Below are 18,571 nucleotides of genomic sequence, written 5' to 3'. Positions count from 1 at the left end.
ATATGAAAAAGAAAGATTCCCTGGTTATCGTAGAATCACCCACCAAGGCAAAGACCCTCGCCCGGATTCTGGGGGATAAATTTTCAGTCGTGCCGTCTATGGGCCATCTCATTGACCTACCTAAAACAAAATTAGGGGTGGATGTGGAAAAAGATTTTACGCCTTCTTATGTGGTCATCAGCGGCAGGCAAAAAGTAGTCTCCGCATTAAAAAAAGAAGCCAAAGAAAAAAGCCATATCTATGTGGCTACTGACCCTGACCGCGAAGGCGAGGCCATCGGCTGGTTCATCAAAGACCGGTTCCTGAAGAATAAAAAGGTCCAGCGCGTAGTTTTTCATGAGATTACCCCTTCGGCGATAAAAGAGGCCTTTGCCCACCCACACGATTTTGATTTGCAGATGATTGAAGCCCAGGCCGGCCGCAGGATACTGGACAGGATAGTGGGTTATTTTTTAAGCCCCTTGCTCTGGAAGAAGATTGCCCGCGGCCTAAGCGCAGGCCGGGTGCAGTCAGTAGCTTTAAGGTTGGTCATAGAAAGGGAGCGACAGATTAATAATTTTCTCCCCCAGGAATACTGGGAGATTGAAGCAGAGCTGAAGAAAAAAACAGAGAGCCGTTATTTTATCGCCAAGCTGAGCAAGATAGAAGAGAAGAAAGCAGAAATAAAAAATAAAGAAGAGGCGGATAGCCTTCTTGCCGATATAAAAGAAAAAACTTTTCAGGTGTTGGACATAAAGAAGGCCGAGAAGAAGCGTTATCCTGCCGCACCCTTTATCACCAGCACCCTGCAGCAGGAGGCATTCAACAAATTAAGATTTAATGCCAACCGCACCATGATTATTGCCCAGCAACTCTATGAGGGTATTGATATAGGAGAATCTACGCCCGTAGGCCTGATCACCTATATGCGCACTGATTCTACGCACGTCGCAACCGAGGCCATTCAAGCAGCAAGAAAATACATCCTCAAAAAATTCGGGAAAGAATATTTGCCTAAGATACCCAATGTTTATAAAGTTAAAAAACATGCCCAAGAGGCGCATGAGGCCATCCGGCCGACCCTGCTTTCCCGTCAGCCCCAGGACCTGAAAGGTTTCTTAAGCCCGGAGCAATACAAATTATACGAGCTGATCTATTGCCGTTTTGTTGCCAGCCAAATGGTCCCCGCGCGTTACTTAGTCACTACGGTGGATATACAGGCAGAGAAATATCTCTTTACGGCCTCCGGAACGGACTTAGTCTTTGACGGGTTTACCGTTGTTTACAACAAGGACGCAGAAGAGGAGGACGAAGACAAGGCAAAAAATATTATCCCGGCTTTAGAAAAGGGTGAAACATTAGATTTATTAAAATTGATACCTTCACAGCACTTTACCAAGCCGCCGCCAAGATTCTCCGATAGCTCTCTGGTGAAAATATTAGAAGAAGAAGGCATCGGCAGGCCTTCTACCTATGCGCCGATAGTCTCTACACTCATCTACCGCGATTACATCCGCAGGATTAAAGGCTATTTTCATCCTACCGAACTGGGGTTTAAAGTATGCGATTTATTAGTAGAATATTTCCCTAAGGTGATGGACGTTAAATTCACCGCCTTCCTGGAGGAAGAACTTGATGAGATCGAGGAAGGGAAAGTAAATAAAATAAAAGTATTGCAGGATTTTTATGGCCCTTTCCGGGTGAGCCTGGATTTTGCGCAGGCCAATATCAAAAAAGAAGTAATTACGACGGATGAGATCTGCGATAAATGCGGCAAACCTATGGTTATCAAATGGGGGCGCCGGGGGAAATTCTTAAGCTGCTCGGATTATCCTACGTGCAAAAATTCTAAATCTATTACTACGGGTGTTGCATGCCCGCAGGAAGGATGCGGCGGAGAGCTTATCGAGCGCCGCTCCAGAAGAGGGGTATTTTATGGCTGCACCAATTATCCTAAGTGCACATTTACCTCTCGCACCCTACCACAGGCATAAAATTTAAGCTAATGCTGCGTTACATCGAAAAATTCATCAGGTATCTGGAGATTGAGAAGAACTATTCAAAATACACCGTCTCTAATTATCAACTGGACCTGGAAGAATTCAGGAATTTTTTAGGCGGGTTGGAGCCGGAAAAAATTGATTACCTGGTTTTAAGAAAATACCTGGCGGCGATGAAGGAAAGGAACCTTAAGGCCAGGACCGTCAGCCGCCACCTCTCTACCTTAAGGTCTTTCTTTAAATTTTTAGTCCGCGAAGGTTACCTGAAAAATAACCCTATCATCGGCCTCTCTAGCCCCAAGCAGGAGAAGCACCTGCCTTTATTCCTGACTGAAGAAGAGGTCAGGGGGCTGATTTCCGCAGTGGTGCCGAAAGATGAACGGGGCCTGCGTGATCTGGCGGTGCTTGAGACATTTTATTCTACGGGCATCCGGGTCAGCGAACTGGCGGGTTTAGGCCTTAAGGATATAGATTTTATCGGAGGAGTCATTAAGGTGATGGGTAAGGGCAAAAAAGAACGCATCGTGCCTATCGGAGATATTGCCATATCCTCTATCCGGGCTTATCTGGAAAAAAGAAAAAAACAGGAAGAGGCGCTATTTTTAAACAAAAGCGGCAAGCGCATCACTGACCGGGGCATCAGAAATATCGTCGGCAAATACATCCGCTTGGCGAGCATAAGGAAAGGTGTCTCTTGTCATACATTAAGGCATTCTTTTGCCACCCATCTTTTAAACCGCGGAGCAGACTTAAGGAGCGTCCAGGAACTCCTGGGGCATGTAAATCTTTCTACCACGCAAATATACACTCATCTTACCACCGAAAGATTGAAGAGCGTATATGATAAGGCACACCCTAGAGCCTGATTTAGCTGTAAGCCGTAAGTTGTAAGGCATAAGTTATGTTTATATTTTATGATCTGATATTTCTGGTCTTCGCGCTTATTTATCTACCCGTATATTTATTCAGGAGGAAATTCCATCCGGGTTTTTCGATGCGCCTGGGGATATTGCCTAAGGCCTTAGAATTCAACCGGCCTATCTGGATCCACGCCGTAAGCGTAGGCGAAGTAATGGTTGTGCAAAAACTCATCGCTGGCTTAAAGGCCGCCTATCCGGATAAAAAAATCCTTATTTCTACAGTCACCCCTACCGGGAATAGGATTGCCAGAGGTATTGCCGCAGGCGATGATGCGGTAATTTATCTTCCCCTGGACTTGAGTTTTATTGTCAGGCACGTGGTAGAGAAGATTAATCCATCTCTATTTATCATGGCAGAAACCGAAATCTGGCCGAATTTAATTTCGTATCTGGCCCAAAAGAAGATACCCGTTCTTTTGGTAAACGGCAGGATTTCAGACCGTTCTTTCCGGGGGTATCTGGGGATAAAATTTTTACTAAAACCCCTCTTAAATAAAATTAGCCTTTTTTGCGTGCAGACTAAGACCGATGCCCAGAGGCTTATGCGTTTGGGAGTCCTGGAAAGCAGGATACAGATAGCCGGGAATATGAAATTCGATATCCTGGATTACGCAGATACCACGAAAGATTACCCTGATTATAAGTTGAAGTTAGGCCTGGGGCCTGAAGAAAAACTCCTGGTAGCAGGTTCAACCCACCCTGGCGAAGAAGAGATTATTTTAGCTATCTACAGAAGACTGCTTAGCGAATTCCCTCGGCTGAAGTTATTAATTGCGCCCCGCCATCCGGAGAGGGCAGCGCAAATAGAAAAATTGGTTATCAGGCATAATCTTAAACCCATAAAGATTTTGCAATTAAACCCAACACCTAACACCAATAACCTAAAACCCGTATTTATTTTAAACACTATCGGCCAACTGTTAAATTTTTATAACATCGCGGATATAGTTTTTGTAGGCGGCAGCCTCATCAGGAAAGGCGGGCATAATATCTTGGAACCCGCGGCTTTAAGCAAGCCCGTTATCTTCGGCCCGTATATGTTTAATTTCCGCGATATCTCCGGTTTATTCCTGGAGAATAAAGCCGCCCTTTTGGCCCGCGATAAAGAAGAATTGGAGCTTTACATAAAAGATTTGCTTAATAATCCGGCCAAGGGAATTGGGCTAAGCCAGCGCGCCAAGTCGCTCATTTTGCAAAATCAGGGCGCCACCGCCAGGAATCTGGAATATATAAGTAATTATCTTTCTAAAAAAAAGGAGGATTGAACTGATGGCTAATCTTTCTAAAAAAATCATTTTCAACCTATTTATTCTAACCACCCTCTTAATATCTCCATTCCTTTTGCGCGCAGAAGAAAAGGAAGAAGCAAAAGATTGTTTCTCCCAGGAGCTGGAGGCTTCTGTGAAATATGATGCCCGCAGCGACGCCAAAACTCAAGCAGGGTCAGTAGGTATTATAAAGGCCGATTATTTATATAAATATGATTTCAAGGCGTTCGGTAAATTGCCGGTGGGGTTATCTTTGTATAACCGGTATACCGGTATAGATAGCACGGTTTCAAATGTGCACTTGCCTGCGCGCCTGATAGAATTAGCTACCTCAATAGAGACAACGCTGCCATTCTTTAAATTTAATAATACTTATTTCCGGATAGGCGTATCGCCTTCTTTCTATTCGGACAAGTGGAATTTCCCTGCCTCCAGTTTTAAAATCCCCAGTTATTATTATGCTATTTACTGCCCGAATCCCAAATGGACTTTTCTATTCGGAGTATATGTTTTTCCCGATACTCAGAATCCGGTCCTGCCGATCCCCGGGGTTATCTATAAACCTAATGAGCGGCTCACCTTTTATCTGGCGCCCCGTCGGCCGAACATTGAATATGCGTTGACCAAAAAAATAAGCGTATTCTGGGAAGGAAGTTTTTTCGTCGATAACGAATACGAAGTAAAATTCGACGATACCCGCAATGCGGTTTTACGTTTTTATGAGACATATACCGGCGGAGGCATAAAATACAAACCTAACAAATTTATCCAGGCCTCTCTTTCCGTAGGAGGAAACTTTTGGCGCCGCTTTACCTACGATGATAGCCTGGGTAAGGTCAATATGAAAAACAGCGTATATACCCAATTAAGGGTCACCATAGCCCAATAGAGATGACAGCGAGCAAAAATATAAAAATAGTTTTAGCCGTGCCGGATTTAAAATTAAGGGAGATATTGCTCTATCTCTTAAGGTCCTGGGATTATGCCGTAGCAGTGCTTGAGGAAGAAGGGGAGGACGTAGTAGAATATCTTAAAAAGGAAAACCCCAGCCTGATTATTATCGACGCATCTTTTAGGGGTAAAAATGGCCTTGAGGCCTGCAAAAAGATAAAAGGCGATTTCCTTACTTCTTATATACCGACGATTGTTTTGATAGATAAGAAACAGTTAAGGCGCGACCTGCTCAGTATCGAAGAGGGAGTGGATGACTATTTAATCAAGCCTCCTGACCCTATTGACCTTGAGATCAGGATAGTCTTGGCTTTACGCAGCGCCGCCCACAATTTTAATGCCAATGCCCTGACCCGGCTGCCGGGGAATAAGCTTATTGAAAAGCAGCTATTGGAGAAGCTGGAATCCGGCAATCCTTTTTCTTTTCATTACATCGATATTGATAATTTTAAGCCCTATAATGACAAGTACGGTTATATCAAAGGTAATGACGTGATTAAGCAGACGGCCAGGATTATCTCTAAAAACGTAAAGTCGCACGGAGGTGATAAGGATTTTGTGGGGCACATCGGCGGAGACGACTTTGTGGTTATCACTCATCCCCATAAGGCTGAGCTTATTGCCAAAGGCACCATCAGGGATTTTGATGACCTTGTTTCTGCATCTTATCCGGATGCGGATAAGAAAACAGGTTTTATTGTGGCCCAAGACAGGAGCGGAAAGGTTAGCAATATCCCCTTGATGAGTTTGTCCGTAGCCATTGTGAATAATACGCTGGGTAAGATATCCAACCTCCTGGAATTGATGGACGTAACTACAGAACTTAAAGGATATCTTAAAAGGCTGCCCGGCAGTAATTTTATGGTAAATAGAAGATTTATAGACGCAGGGATTAGCAACAGAAAAAATAAATACTAGGTAGGGACGGTTCTCAACTCAACCGAGAACTGTCCCCTGTGGGGACATTTTTAACCGTAATTGAGAACCGTCCCTAAATAAGGAGGCAGTATGGACCTGAAGGTAATCCTGGCCGCATTCACCGCGGTATTCTTTGCGGAATTAGCGGATAAAACGCAGTTAGTAGGGATAACCATAGCGGCGAAATCCGCGAGGCCTCTTTCAGTATGGCTGGGTTCGGTATCCGCCTACATCATCGTGACTGCATTCTCGGTTTTGGCGGGAGCGCTCCTGGCAAAATTTATCAGACCGGAATTAATGAGGTATATCGGTGCAACCTTATTTATAGCCATAGGCATTTTGATGTTCTTAGGAAAGATCTGATTTAAGAAAGGATGAGTTTTAAATGTTTAAAGACAGCCGCAGGTTCCAGAGGTTAGCTTTAAATACGCAGATTAAGTTTAAGCAGTATAGCGATTACGATAGAAAAATATATCTGGAAGATAAGGAAAAAGAAGCAGTAGCCATTGATATCAGCGAAGGGGGTTTAGGTATTCAGACCAAAACTTTTATCGCGGCAAAAACATACCTGGAGATCTGGATAAGCCTCTCCGGTTTAAATCAGATTGGTGAGGTTGTATTTTACGGCCCGATAAAAGTCACAGGGAAAGTGCGCTGGGTCGTGCCCTGGGACGATAACACCTTCCGTATGGGCGTATCTTTTCTGGACATGCAGGAAGAAGATAGGAAGGCCCTATCCGGTTTTCTCAATTCGCATACAGGAATTCAGGAAAAAATAATCCACCAAAAGGATATATCCTCAGGCACAGTTTTAGGCGATAAGAGAGAATCTGATTCGGCACAATCGCAAGGTCGAGAATATGTTGTCTTATCTTTATAATCTGGCCACAGATAAATCTAAAGGAGGGTTTTCCTGCCCCTTGAAATTATTTCTTTATTTTATTTCAATTACATATGGTTTAGCGTTGAGTTTATTGATTTTTGTTTATCGCCTTAAGCCCTGCCGTTTAAAGTGCAGGGTTATCAGCGTCGGTAATATTACTTTAGGCGGTACAGGAAAGACTTCTCTGGTTGCCTTAATCGCGCGGTATTTAAAAAGCAAAGGGCACAAGGTAGCAATTTTAAGCCGCGGCTATAAAAGAAAAATTACCAATTGCCGATTGCCGATTACCGATTACGAGAATTTAGGTGACGAACCTTATATGCTGAAAATGAATCTGAAAGATGTACCGGTAATAGTGGATGCGGACAGGATCCGTAGCGCTAAAAAGGCAATCCGGGATTATGGCGTAGACACGGTTATCCTGGATGATGGGTTTCAGCAGTGGCGGATAAAGAAGGATTTGGAGATCGTGGCTATTGATGCTACCTGCCCTTTCGGCAATCGTAACCTCATCCCGCGGGGAATCCTGCGCGAGCCGCTTTCTTCGTTAAGGCGCGCGGATGTTTTTTTCCTGACTAAAACCAATTTTGGCACGGCCAACAACAAGATAAAAGATTTTTTATCCGGGATTAATCCCCGGGCGCTGATTATAGAATCCATACATCAACCGGTGGATTTTTATAAGACAGGCACCCATGAAGCAATAGGCGCTGATGCATTGCAGGGAAAGAGAATAGCTCTGTTTTCGGGGATAGGTGATCCGGATTCCTTCGAGAACCTGGTTAAGGGTATGGGTATGGAAGTGGGCTTGGTTTTTAAATTTCGCGACCACCACAATTATACACAGCAGGACATAGACAATATCATCAAGAGCGCTCAGGATAAAAACATCGATACTATTATTACTACCGAAAAAGACGCAGTCAGGCTTTACAGCTTACAGCTTACAGCTTACAGCTTACAGCTTATTGTATTATGTATCAAACTAAAAATTATTAAAGATGAAGAGAGATTCTATAATAGATTACTGGGGCTGTATTCTTCTTAAGCTTATAGGCGCGCTGCTGAGACACTTGCCTTTATGCGTCAGCTTCTTCCTTGGGGCAAGATTAGGCGAATTATTTTATTATTTAGACGCTAAACATAGGAAGACCGCCTACGCCAATATTAAGACTGCGTTTGGCGCCAAGCTATCGCCGGCAGAATTACATAAGCTGGCCAAAGATTCTTACCGGTCATTCGGCCAGAACCTGATTGAGATACTGCTTATCCCTTTAATAGATAAGGCCTATATTGATAAATATATCACTTTTGAAGGCAGGCAGAATATAACCGCGGGTTTTCATAAAGGCAAGGGTGTTATCCTTGTAGCAGTGCATGAAGGCAGTTGGGAGCTCTCCAGCGCCCTCTGCGCGTATCTGGGTTTTCCTTTTAATTTATTTATCCGGCAGCAAAATTATCCCCGTTTAAATAACTTGCTCAATTCATACCGCAGCCAGAAGGGCTGCCGGCTTATCCAGAAGGGGAATGAGATACGGGAACTGATCCGGCTGCTTAAGAATAACGAAGCTGTGGGTATGACCGTGGACCAGGGAGGGAAGACAGGCACACCGGTTGAGTTTTTCGGTAAGTCTGCCTCTATGTCCACAGGCGCGCTAAAGTTGGCTTTAAGATACAACGCCAGTATTATTACGGCTTTTTATACCCGGGTGAAAGGCCCTTATGTGAAAGTTTTTCTTGATGGCCCGGTTGAGATTGAGAAGACCCGCGATTCAGAAAAAGATATCCGCGATAATTTACAGAGAGTGATTAATATATTTGAAAGATATATCCTGGAGCATCCTAAGGAATACCTCTGGTTTTATAAGGTCTGGAAATATTCACGGGAGCGCGATATCCTCATTCTCAGCGACGGTAAGGCAGGGCACCTGCGCCAATCCCAGGCCATTGCCGGGATGCTTATGGGCCATCTGAAAAATAAAGCTATCAGCGCAAATATTATTACCTTAGAGCCGGAATTTAAAAATAAATTTTCCCGGTATGCCCTTACCATATGCGCTTCTATGACGGGTAAATACTGTTACCAGGGCAATCTCTTTTTAAGGGTATTCCTTAAGGGAGCTAATTATAAATCTTTGATAGGTATTAAGCCTGATATCGTCATCTCCTGCGGTTCATCGGTTGCGCCGGTTAATTACCTTTTGGCAAAAGAAAACTTAGCCAGGTCAGTGGCGATTATGCGGCCATCTATTTTGAGTACGAGAAAATTTGACCTGGTAGTAATGAGCCAGCACGACCGGCCAGCCAAAAGAAAGAATATCGCGGCAGTCAGGGGCGCGTTAAATAGCATCAACGCGGATTTTCTTAGAGAGCAGGGGATTAATTTAAGTGAACAGGTGAAAACGGATAAAGAATTGGTCTTGGGGTTGTTGATAGGCGGCGACAACAAGTCCTTTCGTTTAAGCAGGGACTTAATAAAGAAGATAGCAACTCAGCTTAAGGCAATTTTAGAAAAACTGGATGCGCAGATCTTGATTACTACTTCCCGCAGGACGCCGCAGGAAATCGAACAATTATTAAAGGATGAATTCGGCGCTTATCCTCGCTGTAAACTCCTGATTATCGCGAATGAAAAAAATATCCCTCATGCCGTAGCCGGAATTTTGGCCTTGAGTAAAATAGTCATTACTTCCCCGGAGAGTATCTCCATGATTTCCGAGGCAGCCAGCGGCCAAAAATACGTATTGGTTTTTCAAGCGCCGGGATTAGGCAGGAGGCATAAGCGATTCCTGAAACATCTTGCGCAGGATAAATATCTATATTTAACCGGCACAGGCGCCTTGAGTAAAAAGGTTGAAGAGGTCTGGATGAGTAAGCCCCGAATCAATACTTTAGAAGATAACCTTTTAATTAATGAGGCATTGAAGAAGATAGCCTAAGAGATGAATATCCTTCAGATTTTACCCGAACTTAATGTGGGAGGAGTAGAGACCGGCACGCTTGACCTGGCGAAGGCACTCGTCGGGATGGGCCATAAGATAGTGGTGGTTTCAAACGGCGGAGAGCTGGTCAGGACGCTTGAGTCCTTCGGCGCCACACATTATCAGTTACCCGTGCATAAGAAATCCTTATTCACCATGGTAAAGATGGTTTCCAGGTTAGCTGAGATTATCCGCAGGGAACAGATCGATATCGTGCATGCGCGTTCGCGCGTCCCTGCCTGGATTGCCTATTTTGCCTGCCGCCGTACCAATAGGGTATTTATTACTACCTGCCACGGTTATTATAAAAAGCACCCCTTTAGTTATGTCATGGGCTGGAGCAAAAGAGTTATTGTCTTGAGTAATGTGATTGCCCGGCATATGATTGAGGATTTTGACACGCCCCATGAGCGTTTAAGATTAATACCGCGTAGCGTAGATCTGGAGAGGTTCAGGTATGTGAGCCCGGATAAAAAAAGAAGAGAAGAATTTAATATAGGTATAATAGGCAGGATCACTCCCATAAAAGGCCATTTGCATTTTATTAAGGCCATGGCTAGGGCCGCCCGCGTTATCCCGCGTTTAAAAATATGGATTATAGGCGAGGCGCCTGCCTCAAAAGAGGCCTATAAAGAACAGGTACAGGTATTAATCAAGAGGCTGGGGCTTTGGCATTGCACCCAATTTTTAGGTACCCAAAGGGATATCCCGGCAATAATGGCAAATCTGGACCTTCTGGTATTGCCTACTACGGCCCACGAGGCATTCGGCAGGGTGATTATAGAAGCGCAGGCCTGCGGCGTTCCGGTAATCGCCAGCCGCGTAGGCGGCGTAATCGATATTATCGATAACCATAAAACCGGGCTGCTTGTTCCCCCGGCTGACCCCCAAGCCATTGCTGACGCTGCCATCAGTATATTTAAAGATAAAGAATTAAGCCGCACCCTGGCTGAGAATGCCTATCAAAAGGTAAAAGAATTTTATAATATCGGGTTAATGGTGAAGAAGACGTTAGATGTTTATCAGGAGGCCTTAAGCAGTTACAAAATCCTGATTATTAAATTCAGCTCCTTAGGCGATATTATTCTCTCTACCGCGGCCTTAAGGGCAATAAGAGAGAAGTTTTCCTCCGGATATAAAATCAGCTTTCTTGTGGGCGGGGAATCAAAGGATGCGCTTTTAAACTGTCCGTATATAGATGAGCTTCTCTTAAGCGATTTTAAAAATAAAGGTAAGGGCATAGCCGGCCTGTGGAAATTATCCGCGCACTTGCGAAAGAAAAATTTTGACATCATCATTGATTTGCAGAATAACCGTAAGAGCCACCTTTTAGCTTTTTTAAGCCTGGCCTTAAATCGTTACGGGTATGACAATAAAAAATTCGGTTTCCTGCTGAACCACCGCATAAAAGATGAAAAGCCCGCGATAGACCCCGTAACCCATCAATTCCGGATTTTAAAGATGCTGGATATAAATTTAGAAGATCCGCGGTTGGAGCTGTGGCCAACGGCGCAGGATGAAGATTATGTGGATGAATTCCTGAAATCCCAGTGGTTAAGCGCCAAGCAGCTGCTTATCGGCATAAATATCAGCGCCAGCTCCAGGTGGATAACTAAAAACTGGCCGTTGGAGCATATAATAAAACTCTGCGTAGAGTTAGCACGCCGGGATATGCGGGTGGTGGTTACGGGCACGGAAAAAGATTTAAACCAGGCCAATATGCTCATGAATGCCTTAAAGAATATAAAAATAATCAATGCCTGCGCTAAGACTACGGTTAATCAGCTGGCCTGTTTAATAAAAAAATGCGCGGCCTTTATTTCTTTCGATTCAGCGCCGTTGCATGTGGCTGCCAGCCAAGGCGTCCCCTTTGTCGCTCTCTTCGGCCCGACTGACCCCAAGCGCCATCTGCCGCCGTCGGGAAAATGCATAGTGATAAAAAAAGACCTGCCTTGCGAGCCTTGTTATAAATCAAAGTGTAAAACCGGAAAATGCATGGGGTTGATAAAGCCGCAAGAGGTATTGGAGGCGATTGATAAGTTATTAAAAAGAGAATAGCGTAATGGCCAATTACCAATTTCCAATGTCAAATAAATTACCAATGTCCAATTCTACAATTGGTAATTGAATAATTGGGAATTAATTGGGATTTGGCAATTGGATAATTGGACATTTAGCTCCATATTTTAAAATATGAACATTCTTTATCTTACAAATCATCTCAACATCGGCGGAATAAGCAGTTATACCCTGACCTTAGCCGCGGGCCTTAAGCGCAGGGGTCACAATGTGTTTGTGGCCTCAAGCGGCGGAGAACTTATTCCGGATCTTACCTCTTGTGGCATAACCCATTTGGCCTTACCCATAAAAACAAAATCAGAGATAAGCTATAAAGTTTTCATCAGCAAATTTAAACTCTCCAGATTTATCAAAGAGAAAAAAATCGATATCCTTCATGCCAATACCCGCGTGACCCAGGTTTTAAGTTGGTTCATCCAGCGTTCTTTAGGGGTGCCTTATGTTTCTACCTGCCACGGCTTTTTTAAGAGGAGGATCTTCCGTAGGATTTTTCCCTGTTGGGGTGATATGGTTATTGCCATCAGTGAGTCCGTAAAGGAACACCTGATAAAGGATTTTGGCGTGGCAGAGGCTAAGATAAGGGTTATCCATAACGGTATAGATGTAAAAAAGTTCCAAATCCTAGATAAAGGATCCAGAATTGAAACAAAAAGAAAACTCGGGTTGGGCGATGGGCCGGTAATAGGGATAGTGGCCAGGCTCTCTGAAGAAAAAGGGCATGCCTATCTTATTGAAGCCATGCAGGCAGTGATCGCTGAGATTACGGATGCGCAATTGCTTATCGTCGGGGACGGCAGGATGAAAGAAAAATTAATAAATTTAACCAAATCGCTCGGCCTGAAGAAAAACATATTTTTCTTCCCTTCGGTTACGGATACGCGGGGGGTATTATCTGCCATGGATTTATTTGTTTTACCCTCTACGAAAGAAGGGCTGGGCCTTGCGCTGATGGAGGCGATGGCTTCAGGCTTAAGCGTAATCGGTTCGGATATAGGCGGCATAAAAAGTTTGATTCAGGATGGCTATAGCGGTTTATTAACCAGGCCGGCAAATACGCAGGATTTATCTTGCGCAATATTAGAACTGCTAAGGCATCCTGATAAAACAGCGTCTTTTAGCAGCCACGCCAGGGTTTTTATAGAGCAGAACTTTTCCCAGGAAAAAATGGCTTTAGAAACGGAAAAGGTATATTTAAAATGCCTAGGTATAAAAGAGTAGTAATTATTGTTTTGGGTCTAATCTTTGCCTTGATTATTTCAGGAGCTGTTTTTATCCGGCAACACTATGTTGTTCCCATATTGATGTATCACTCGGTCGCTCCTGAGGCGAACCCGGAAAACCGAATCTGCGTATCCGCACAAACTTTCCAGCGCCAGATGCGCTTTTTAAAGAGCCGGCACTATCATGTTTTACCTTTAGAAGAAATTGCCGCTCTGATTAAAGAGAAGAAGAGGCTCCCTCCAAGGACCGTGGCTATAACCTTTGATGACGGCTATAAGGATACTTATCTCTATGCCTTTCCGGTATTAAGAAAATATAATTTTCCGGCTACTATGTTTATCATCATTAATGAGGTAGGCAGGATGCAGGATGACAGGTTAAGCTGGGAGCAGATTAAGATTATGCAGGATTCAGGGCTCATCAATTTTGGCAGCCATGCTCTTGGCCCTGGCCTTCTGGTAGAGATAAAATCGGATGGAGAGTTAAAAAGGGAAATATTTGACTCTAAGAAAATATTGGAGCAGAAGTTAGGCCGCCAGGTCCTCGCCTTTAGCTATCCCGAAGGCAGGTTTAATGATAAAATAAAAGAGCTGGTTGCCGAGGCAGGGTATAAGTTTGCCGTGGTCACTAACCCGGGCAAGGACTCTGCCGATGACGATATCTTTGCTTTAAAGAGGCTAAGGATATCCGAGAATTGCCGTAACCTCTTTGTTTTTTGGGTTGAGACTTCGGGTTTTTATAATTTTATGCGGGAGCACAGGCATAGATAATGAAGGATAAATACAGAAGGATATTGATTTTTAACGTAAACTGGGTAGGCGATGTTTTGTTTTCTACGGCTACCATCAGGAATATCCGCAGGAACTTCCCGGATAGTTTTATCGCCTGTGTAATCCCCAGCCGCTGTTACCCTGTCTTAAAAGGTAACCCCCATCTGGATGAAATCATAATTTTCGACGAGAAGGACAGGCACAGGGGGGTCCTGGCGCAATTTAATTTTGTGAAGATACTCAAAGAGAAGAGATTCGATACGGCATTTTTATTGCACCGTTCATTTACCCGTGCCCTAATCTGCCGCTTGGCAGGTATCGGTTATATATTAGGCTACTATACGAAAAAACGCGGTTTTCTCCTGAGTAAAAAAATTATAGCGCCTGAAAAAGATACCTTACACCGTATAGATTATTACCTCAGCCTCATTGAAAAATCCGGTTTAACGGTAGAGGACAGGTACACGGAGTTTTTCGTCTCCGATGAAGACAGCAAATTCGTAGAAGAATTTTTAGATAAACATTCCCTTGGTAAGGGCGGATTTTTGATAGCTATCAATCCGGGCGCGAATTGGCTGCTCAAGCGCTGGCCCAAAGAATACTGGGCGAGGTTAGCTGATAGGTTAATCGCCGAATTAGGCGCTAGTGTCATAATTACCGGCGCCCCCCAGGATTTATCCCTGGCTTCAAGTATTAAGGCATTGATGCAAGAGAAGCCTGTTATAGCAAGCGGCGCATTAAATCTTAAACAATTGGGCGCACTATTTAAGAGACTGGATTTATTTATTAGCGCGGATACCGGGCCTTTGCATATTGCTAATAGCGTCGGCACAAAAAGAATTATCGCCTTATTCGGGCCGACCTCGCCTGAAATAACCGGGCCGTTTCCTTTATATAACGCGACTGTTATATTTAAAGACATAGGCTGCAAGATTCCCTGTTATAATGTGCGCTGTCAAGATAACCGTTGTATGAAGGCAATAACACCCGAAGAGGCAATAGAGAAAGTAAAAGGCCTTAAGCCCTAAGTTTTAAGCTTACAGCTTACTAAGTATATCATGATAAATAAGATTCTTTTTATTACCTTAAGCAACATCGGCGACTGCATATTGACCCTGCCGGTTTTAGATACCTTATTACAAGAGTTCCCCCAGGCTAAAATTACGGTCCTCTCTGGCCCGCGGCCAAAGGAGATATTTCAGGATAACCCCCGCATCCAAAAGCTGTTTATTTACGAGAAGCACTCTTCTCTGAGGGAGAAGATTAGCTTATTTAAAGAACTAAAAAAAATTAATTTCGACTTGGTCGTGGATTTACGTAACAGCTTGCTGGGGGTAGCGCTTACGGGAAGGAAAGAGGCGCTGCCGTCTTTGTCTATGCCCGGGCAGATCAGGCATATGAAGGACAAGCATTTGCGTCAGGTGTCAGGTGTCCCCGCCAAAAATATTGGCGGGTCCGCCAAGCATTTTGGCGGAAGGTGTCAGGTGTCAGGTAAAATAAAAGGGGATTCTTTATATATTAAACCCGAAGATGAAGAGTACATTAAAAATATATTGAGGAAAAATAATATCACTGCACAGGATAAAATAATTATAATTGCCCCGGGGGCAAGGAGCCATACTAAAAGGTGGGATAAGGAAAAATTCACAGAATTGATTCCTCATTTGATAAAGGAATTTGGGGTAAAAGTGGCCCTGGTAGGTGATAAAGACGATGCCTATATTACCAGATACATAACTGAAAATTGCCGATGTTCCGTCCTGGATTTAAGCGCCAAGACGACGCTGGGGCAGTTGGCTTGCCTGTTGAAGAAAGCGAAGGCCGTTATTACTAATGACAGCGCAGTATTGCATTTGGCAAGTTATCTTAATCTGCCTATTGTGGCTATTTTCGGGCCCACAAACGAAGCCAAGTATGGGCCCTGGTCGGAAATTTCCGCGGTAGTAAAGAAAGATATCTTTTGCCGGCCCTGCGAAAAGGCCCAATGCCGCTTCGGCACATTGAAATGCCTGCAATTGATAAAAGTAGAAGACGTATTGCGGCAGGTGAGGAATCTATTAGTCACAAGTCACAAGTCACAAGTCACAAGTCAAAAATATAAACGCATATTAATTGTGCGCACGGATAGAATCGGAGACGTACTTTTATCTACGCCGGCTATCAAGGCGCTGAGGGATAATTATCCCTCAGCTTATATAGCAATGATGGTTAATCCTTATGCCAAAGATATATTAGAGGGTAATCCCTATATAGACGAAGTAATCCTTTATGATAAGGACATAAAACATAAGAGCTGGCATAGGTCTTTAAGGTTTGCCTTGAATTTAAAGAAAAAAAAGTTTGATTTAGCCATAGTCCTTCATCCTGCTAATCGCGTACATCTGATAGCTTTTATTGCCGGCATACCCCAAAGGATCGGCTATAACCGTAAATTAGGGTTCTTGCTTACGGATAGGATAAAACACACTAAACAATCAGGCCAAAAGCACGAATCGGAATACATCCTGGATTTAGTCAGGTATTTAGGTATTGAGCCGAAAGATAAAAACCTGTTGATGCCCCTTAAGCCGGAATCGGAAAATTGGGCAGAAGAATTGCTCCGGCAGGAGGGAATAAAAAAGACGGATCAATTATTAGCCATTCATCCGGCGGCGAGTTGTCCGTCTAAGGTCTGGCCGAATGAAAGATTTTCTGAAGTTGCGGATAGATTAATCGCAAAATATGGGTTTAAGGTTTTAGTGGTAGCCGGGCCGAAAGATATAAAAATAGCCCAGGAGGTCATTAAAAAAATTAGCCATCCCGCAATCAATCTGGCAGGTAAGGCCTCGGTCAGCCAGTTGGCCAGTATTTTAAAGAGGTGCCGCTTATTTATTTCCAATGATTCAGGCCCGGTGCATATTGCCTCGGCATTAGGCACGCCGGTGATTTCTATTTTTGGAAGGAATCAGAAGGGTTTAAGCCCTTTGCGTTGGGGGCCGTTGGGTAAGAAGGATAAATTTTTGCATAAAGACGCAGGTTGTATAGAATGCCTGGCCCATAATTGCCTTAAGGGATTCGCCTGTTTAAAGGCGATTAGCGTAGATGATGTGGTGAACGCCACGGATGAAATTTTGAAAGAATAATTTTTAGGGTTTTCGCTTCCGCGCACTGAAAATCTTTGCCATATAATCAAATGAATCTGTCAATTTTCTCGCTCAAGTCGGTTTTGCCCTATCGGGCACGCCAAAGGTCTTTCGTGAACTCGGCAGCTGCGGAACTCGCCCGTCGGCTTTCGCCAGGACGGGCTCAAACATCCTCGCTGTCCGAATGCTTCCGCGTTCGGATGCCCTCGTTCACTCAAGCTGCTTTGGCTAAAACCTCCATTCGCTCGAAAACTGCCAGATTCATTTGTAAGTTGACAGATGTATATTTAGCGGATGGCTTGGCTTGATTTCGAGCAGGGCGTTTGCAGGCCGAGCGGGCACGGTTCACCCGCTATTAAATTATCGGTGAGAGCGAGGCCGAAAGTCGAGCGAAGTTTTGCACGCTGGGCAAAACGAGCGTCCCTGCGAGAAACAAGACAAGACAGACGCTCAATAGCTAAATATAGTTGATTTAACCAGGATTTATGCTAAAATTATAAGTCTCTATGATTAATATAAATAAGATAAAGACATATTCGCTGAAGTCAAGGAAGAGCAGGGTTAAGCGGCAGGATTTTGCCCAGACGCCTGCGCCTAAAAGGAGCTTTTCAAGTTTCTTCGGCTCCTTGCCTAATATCTTAAAAGCCAAGGAGATACGCGCTGTCGTTAACGCTATAGTCAGGGCGCATAAGAAAAATAAAACAGTTATTTTTATGGCCGGCGCCCATGTCATCAAATGCGGCCTTGGCCCTGTGGTCATTGAACTGCTAAAAAAGAAAATAATCAGCTGTATTGTTTTAAACGGCGCAGGTATAATCCATGATTTCGAGATTGCCTTACAGGGTAAAACCTCCGAGGACGTAGCCGATAATTTAAAAGACGGCCGTTTCGGAATGGGTAAAGAGACTGCCGATTTCCTCAATAGCGCGATAAAAGAAGGAGTGAGGGATGGCCTGGGCTTAGGCGAGGCAGTGGCGCGTAAAATCAGCGCCGTGAAATTGCCCCATAAGGATTTAAGCATTATTTATCAGGCTTATAAAAACAAGGTTCCTGTTTATGTCTTTGTTGCTATTGGCACGGATATCATACATCAGCATCCTTCTTTTGATGCCAGCTCAACCGGCGAGGGCAGTTTGAGGGATTTTCGTTCTCTCGTCGGAAATATCCGCGGCCTTAATCAGGGCGGAGTAGTTTTAAATTTCGGTTCCGCGGTGATATTACCGGAGGTATTCTTAAAGGCCCTGAATTTAGCCAGGAACCTGGGGGATAAGGTAAAGGATTTTACGACGGCAAATTTTGATATGATATACCATTACCGCCCCAGCCAGAATGTGGTTCACCGGCCTACTCAAGCAGGCGGCGAGGGGTATTATATTATCGGCCACCATGAGATAATGCTGCCTTTGTTGGCGCAGGCGGTAATAGAGAAAATTTAGAAAGCTATGAGTAATGCTGTGTCTGTTAAAATGTTTGAAAGTT

General features: G+C 44.1%; 15 protein-coding genes. All 15 read left to right on the top strand.

The features are described from left to right. Window positions 1–2 precede the first annotated feature (2 nt). The 15 genes from topA (at window position 3) to PHV44_03825 (ending at window position 18,528) form a co-directional block, all read left to right on the top strand. A complete protein-coding gene (gene topA, locus PHV44_03895) occupies window positions 3–1,973 on the top strand; it encodes a type I DNA topoisomerase (GenBank protein MDD5592429.1) in 1,971 nt (656 codons plus the stop codon). Window positions 1,974–1,984: 11 nt separating this feature from the next. Beyond that, window positions 1,985–2,845 carry a tyrosine recombinase XerC gene (gene xerC, locus PHV44_03890; GenBank protein ID MDD5592428.1) on the top strand — a complete coding sequence of 287 codons (861 nt, stop codon included), beginning with the start codon at window positions 1,985–1,987 and terminating at the stop codon, window positions 2,843–2,845. Window positions 2,846–2,880: 35 nt separating this feature from the next. Next, window positions 2,881–4,164, top strand: coding sequence for a 3-deoxy-D-manno-octulosonic acid transferase (locus PHV44_03885; protein ID MDD5592427.1), 1,284 nt, complete (start codon window positions 2,881–2,883; stop codon window positions 4,162–4,164). Window positions 4,165–4,168: 4 nt separating this feature from the next. Continuing rightward, a complete protein-coding gene (locus tag PHV44_03880; GenBank protein ID MDD5592426.1) occupies window positions 4,169–5,056 on the top strand; it encodes a hypothetical protein in 888 nt (295 codons plus the stop codon). 2 nt (window positions 5,057–5,058) lie between these two features. After that, window positions 5,059–6,036, top strand: a complete 978-nt coding sequence (locus PHV44_03875) for a diguanylate cyclase (protein MDD5592425.1) — start codon at window positions 5,059–5,061, stop codon at window positions 6,034–6,036. Window positions 6,037–6,126: 90 nt separating this feature from the next. Next, entirely contained in the window at window positions 6,127–6,399 is a 273-nt protein-coding gene (locus PHV44_03870; GenBank protein MDD5592424.1) for a TMEM165/GDT1 family protein, read from the top strand. Window positions 6,400–6,421: 22 nt separating this feature from the next. Beyond that, window positions 6,422–6,916 (top strand): PilZ domain-containing protein, encoded by a 495-nt coding sequence (locus tag PHV44_03865; GenBank protein MDD5592423.1) that lies wholly within the window; start codon window positions 6,422–6,424, stop codon window positions 6,914–6,916. Beyond that, window positions 6,897–7,967: a tetraacyldisaccharide 4'-kinase gene (gene lpxK / locus PHV44_03860; GenBank protein MDD5592422.1), complete on the top strand. Its 1,071-nt coding sequence runs from the start codon at window positions 6,897–6,899 to the stop codon at window positions 7,965–7,967. Before PHV44_03865 ends, lpxK begins: the two co-directional genes overlap by 20 nt. Beyond that, on the top strand, window positions 7,921–9,858 hold the full coding sequence (locus PHV44_03855) for an ELM1/GtrOC1 family putative glycosyltransferase (protein ID MDD5592421.1): 1,938 nt from the start codon (window positions 7,921–7,923) through the stop codon (window positions 9,856–9,858). The genes lpxK and PHV44_03855 overlap by 47 nt, the downstream gene beginning before the upstream one ends. 3 nt (window positions 9,859–9,861) lie before the next feature. Continuing rightward, a complete protein-coding gene (gene waaF, locus PHV44_03850; GenBank protein ID MDD5592420.1) occupies window positions 9,862–11,958 on the top strand; it encodes a lipopolysaccharide heptosyltransferase II in 2,097 nt (698 codons plus the stop codon). A 135-nt stretch (window positions 11,959–12,093) separates the two neighbouring features. Further along, window positions 12,094–13,197 (top strand): glycosyltransferase family 4 protein, encoded by a 1,104-nt coding sequence (locus tag PHV44_03845; GenBank protein MDD5592419.1) that lies wholly within the window; start codon window positions 12,094–12,096, stop codon window positions 13,195–13,197. Beyond that, window positions 13,176–13,970: a polysaccharide deacetylase family protein gene (locus tag PHV44_03840; GenBank protein ID MDD5592418.1), complete on the top strand. Its 795-nt coding sequence runs from the start codon at window positions 13,176–13,178 to the stop codon at window positions 13,968–13,970. The genes PHV44_03845 and PHV44_03840 overlap by 22 nt, the downstream gene beginning before the upstream one ends. Continuing rightward, window positions 13,970–14,998 (top strand): lipopolysaccharide heptosyltransferase II, encoded by a 1,029-nt coding sequence (gene waaF, locus PHV44_03835; GenBank protein MDD5592417.1) that lies wholly within the window; start codon window positions 13,970–13,972, stop codon window positions 14,996–14,998. The genes PHV44_03840 and waaF (PHV44_03835) overlap by 1 nt, the downstream gene beginning before the upstream one ends. Window positions 14,999–15,028: 30 nt before the next feature. Then, complete coding sequence (gene waaF, locus PHV44_03830) at window positions 15,029–17,092, top strand: lipopolysaccharide heptosyltransferase II (GenBank protein MDD5592416.1); 2,064 nt, start codon at window positions 15,029–15,031, stop codon at window positions 17,090–17,092. 506 nt (window positions 17,093–17,598) lie between these two features. Continuing rightward, window positions 17,599–18,528 carry a deoxyhypusine synthase family protein gene (locus tag PHV44_03825; GenBank protein MDD5592415.1) on the top strand — a complete coding sequence of 310 codons (930 nt, stop codon included), beginning with the start codon at window positions 17,599–17,601 and terminating at the stop codon, window positions 18,526–18,528. Window positions 18,529–18,571: the final 43 nt, after the last annotated feature.

Source organism: Candidatus Omnitrophota bacterium, assembly GCA_028717245.1.
Classification (GTDB): Bacteria; Omnitrophota; Gorgyraeia; order Gygaellales; family Profunditerraquicolaceae; genus JAGUYA01.
Note: the sequence above shows the minus strand (reverse complement) of the source record. Positions and strands in the feature narration are given on the sequence as shown.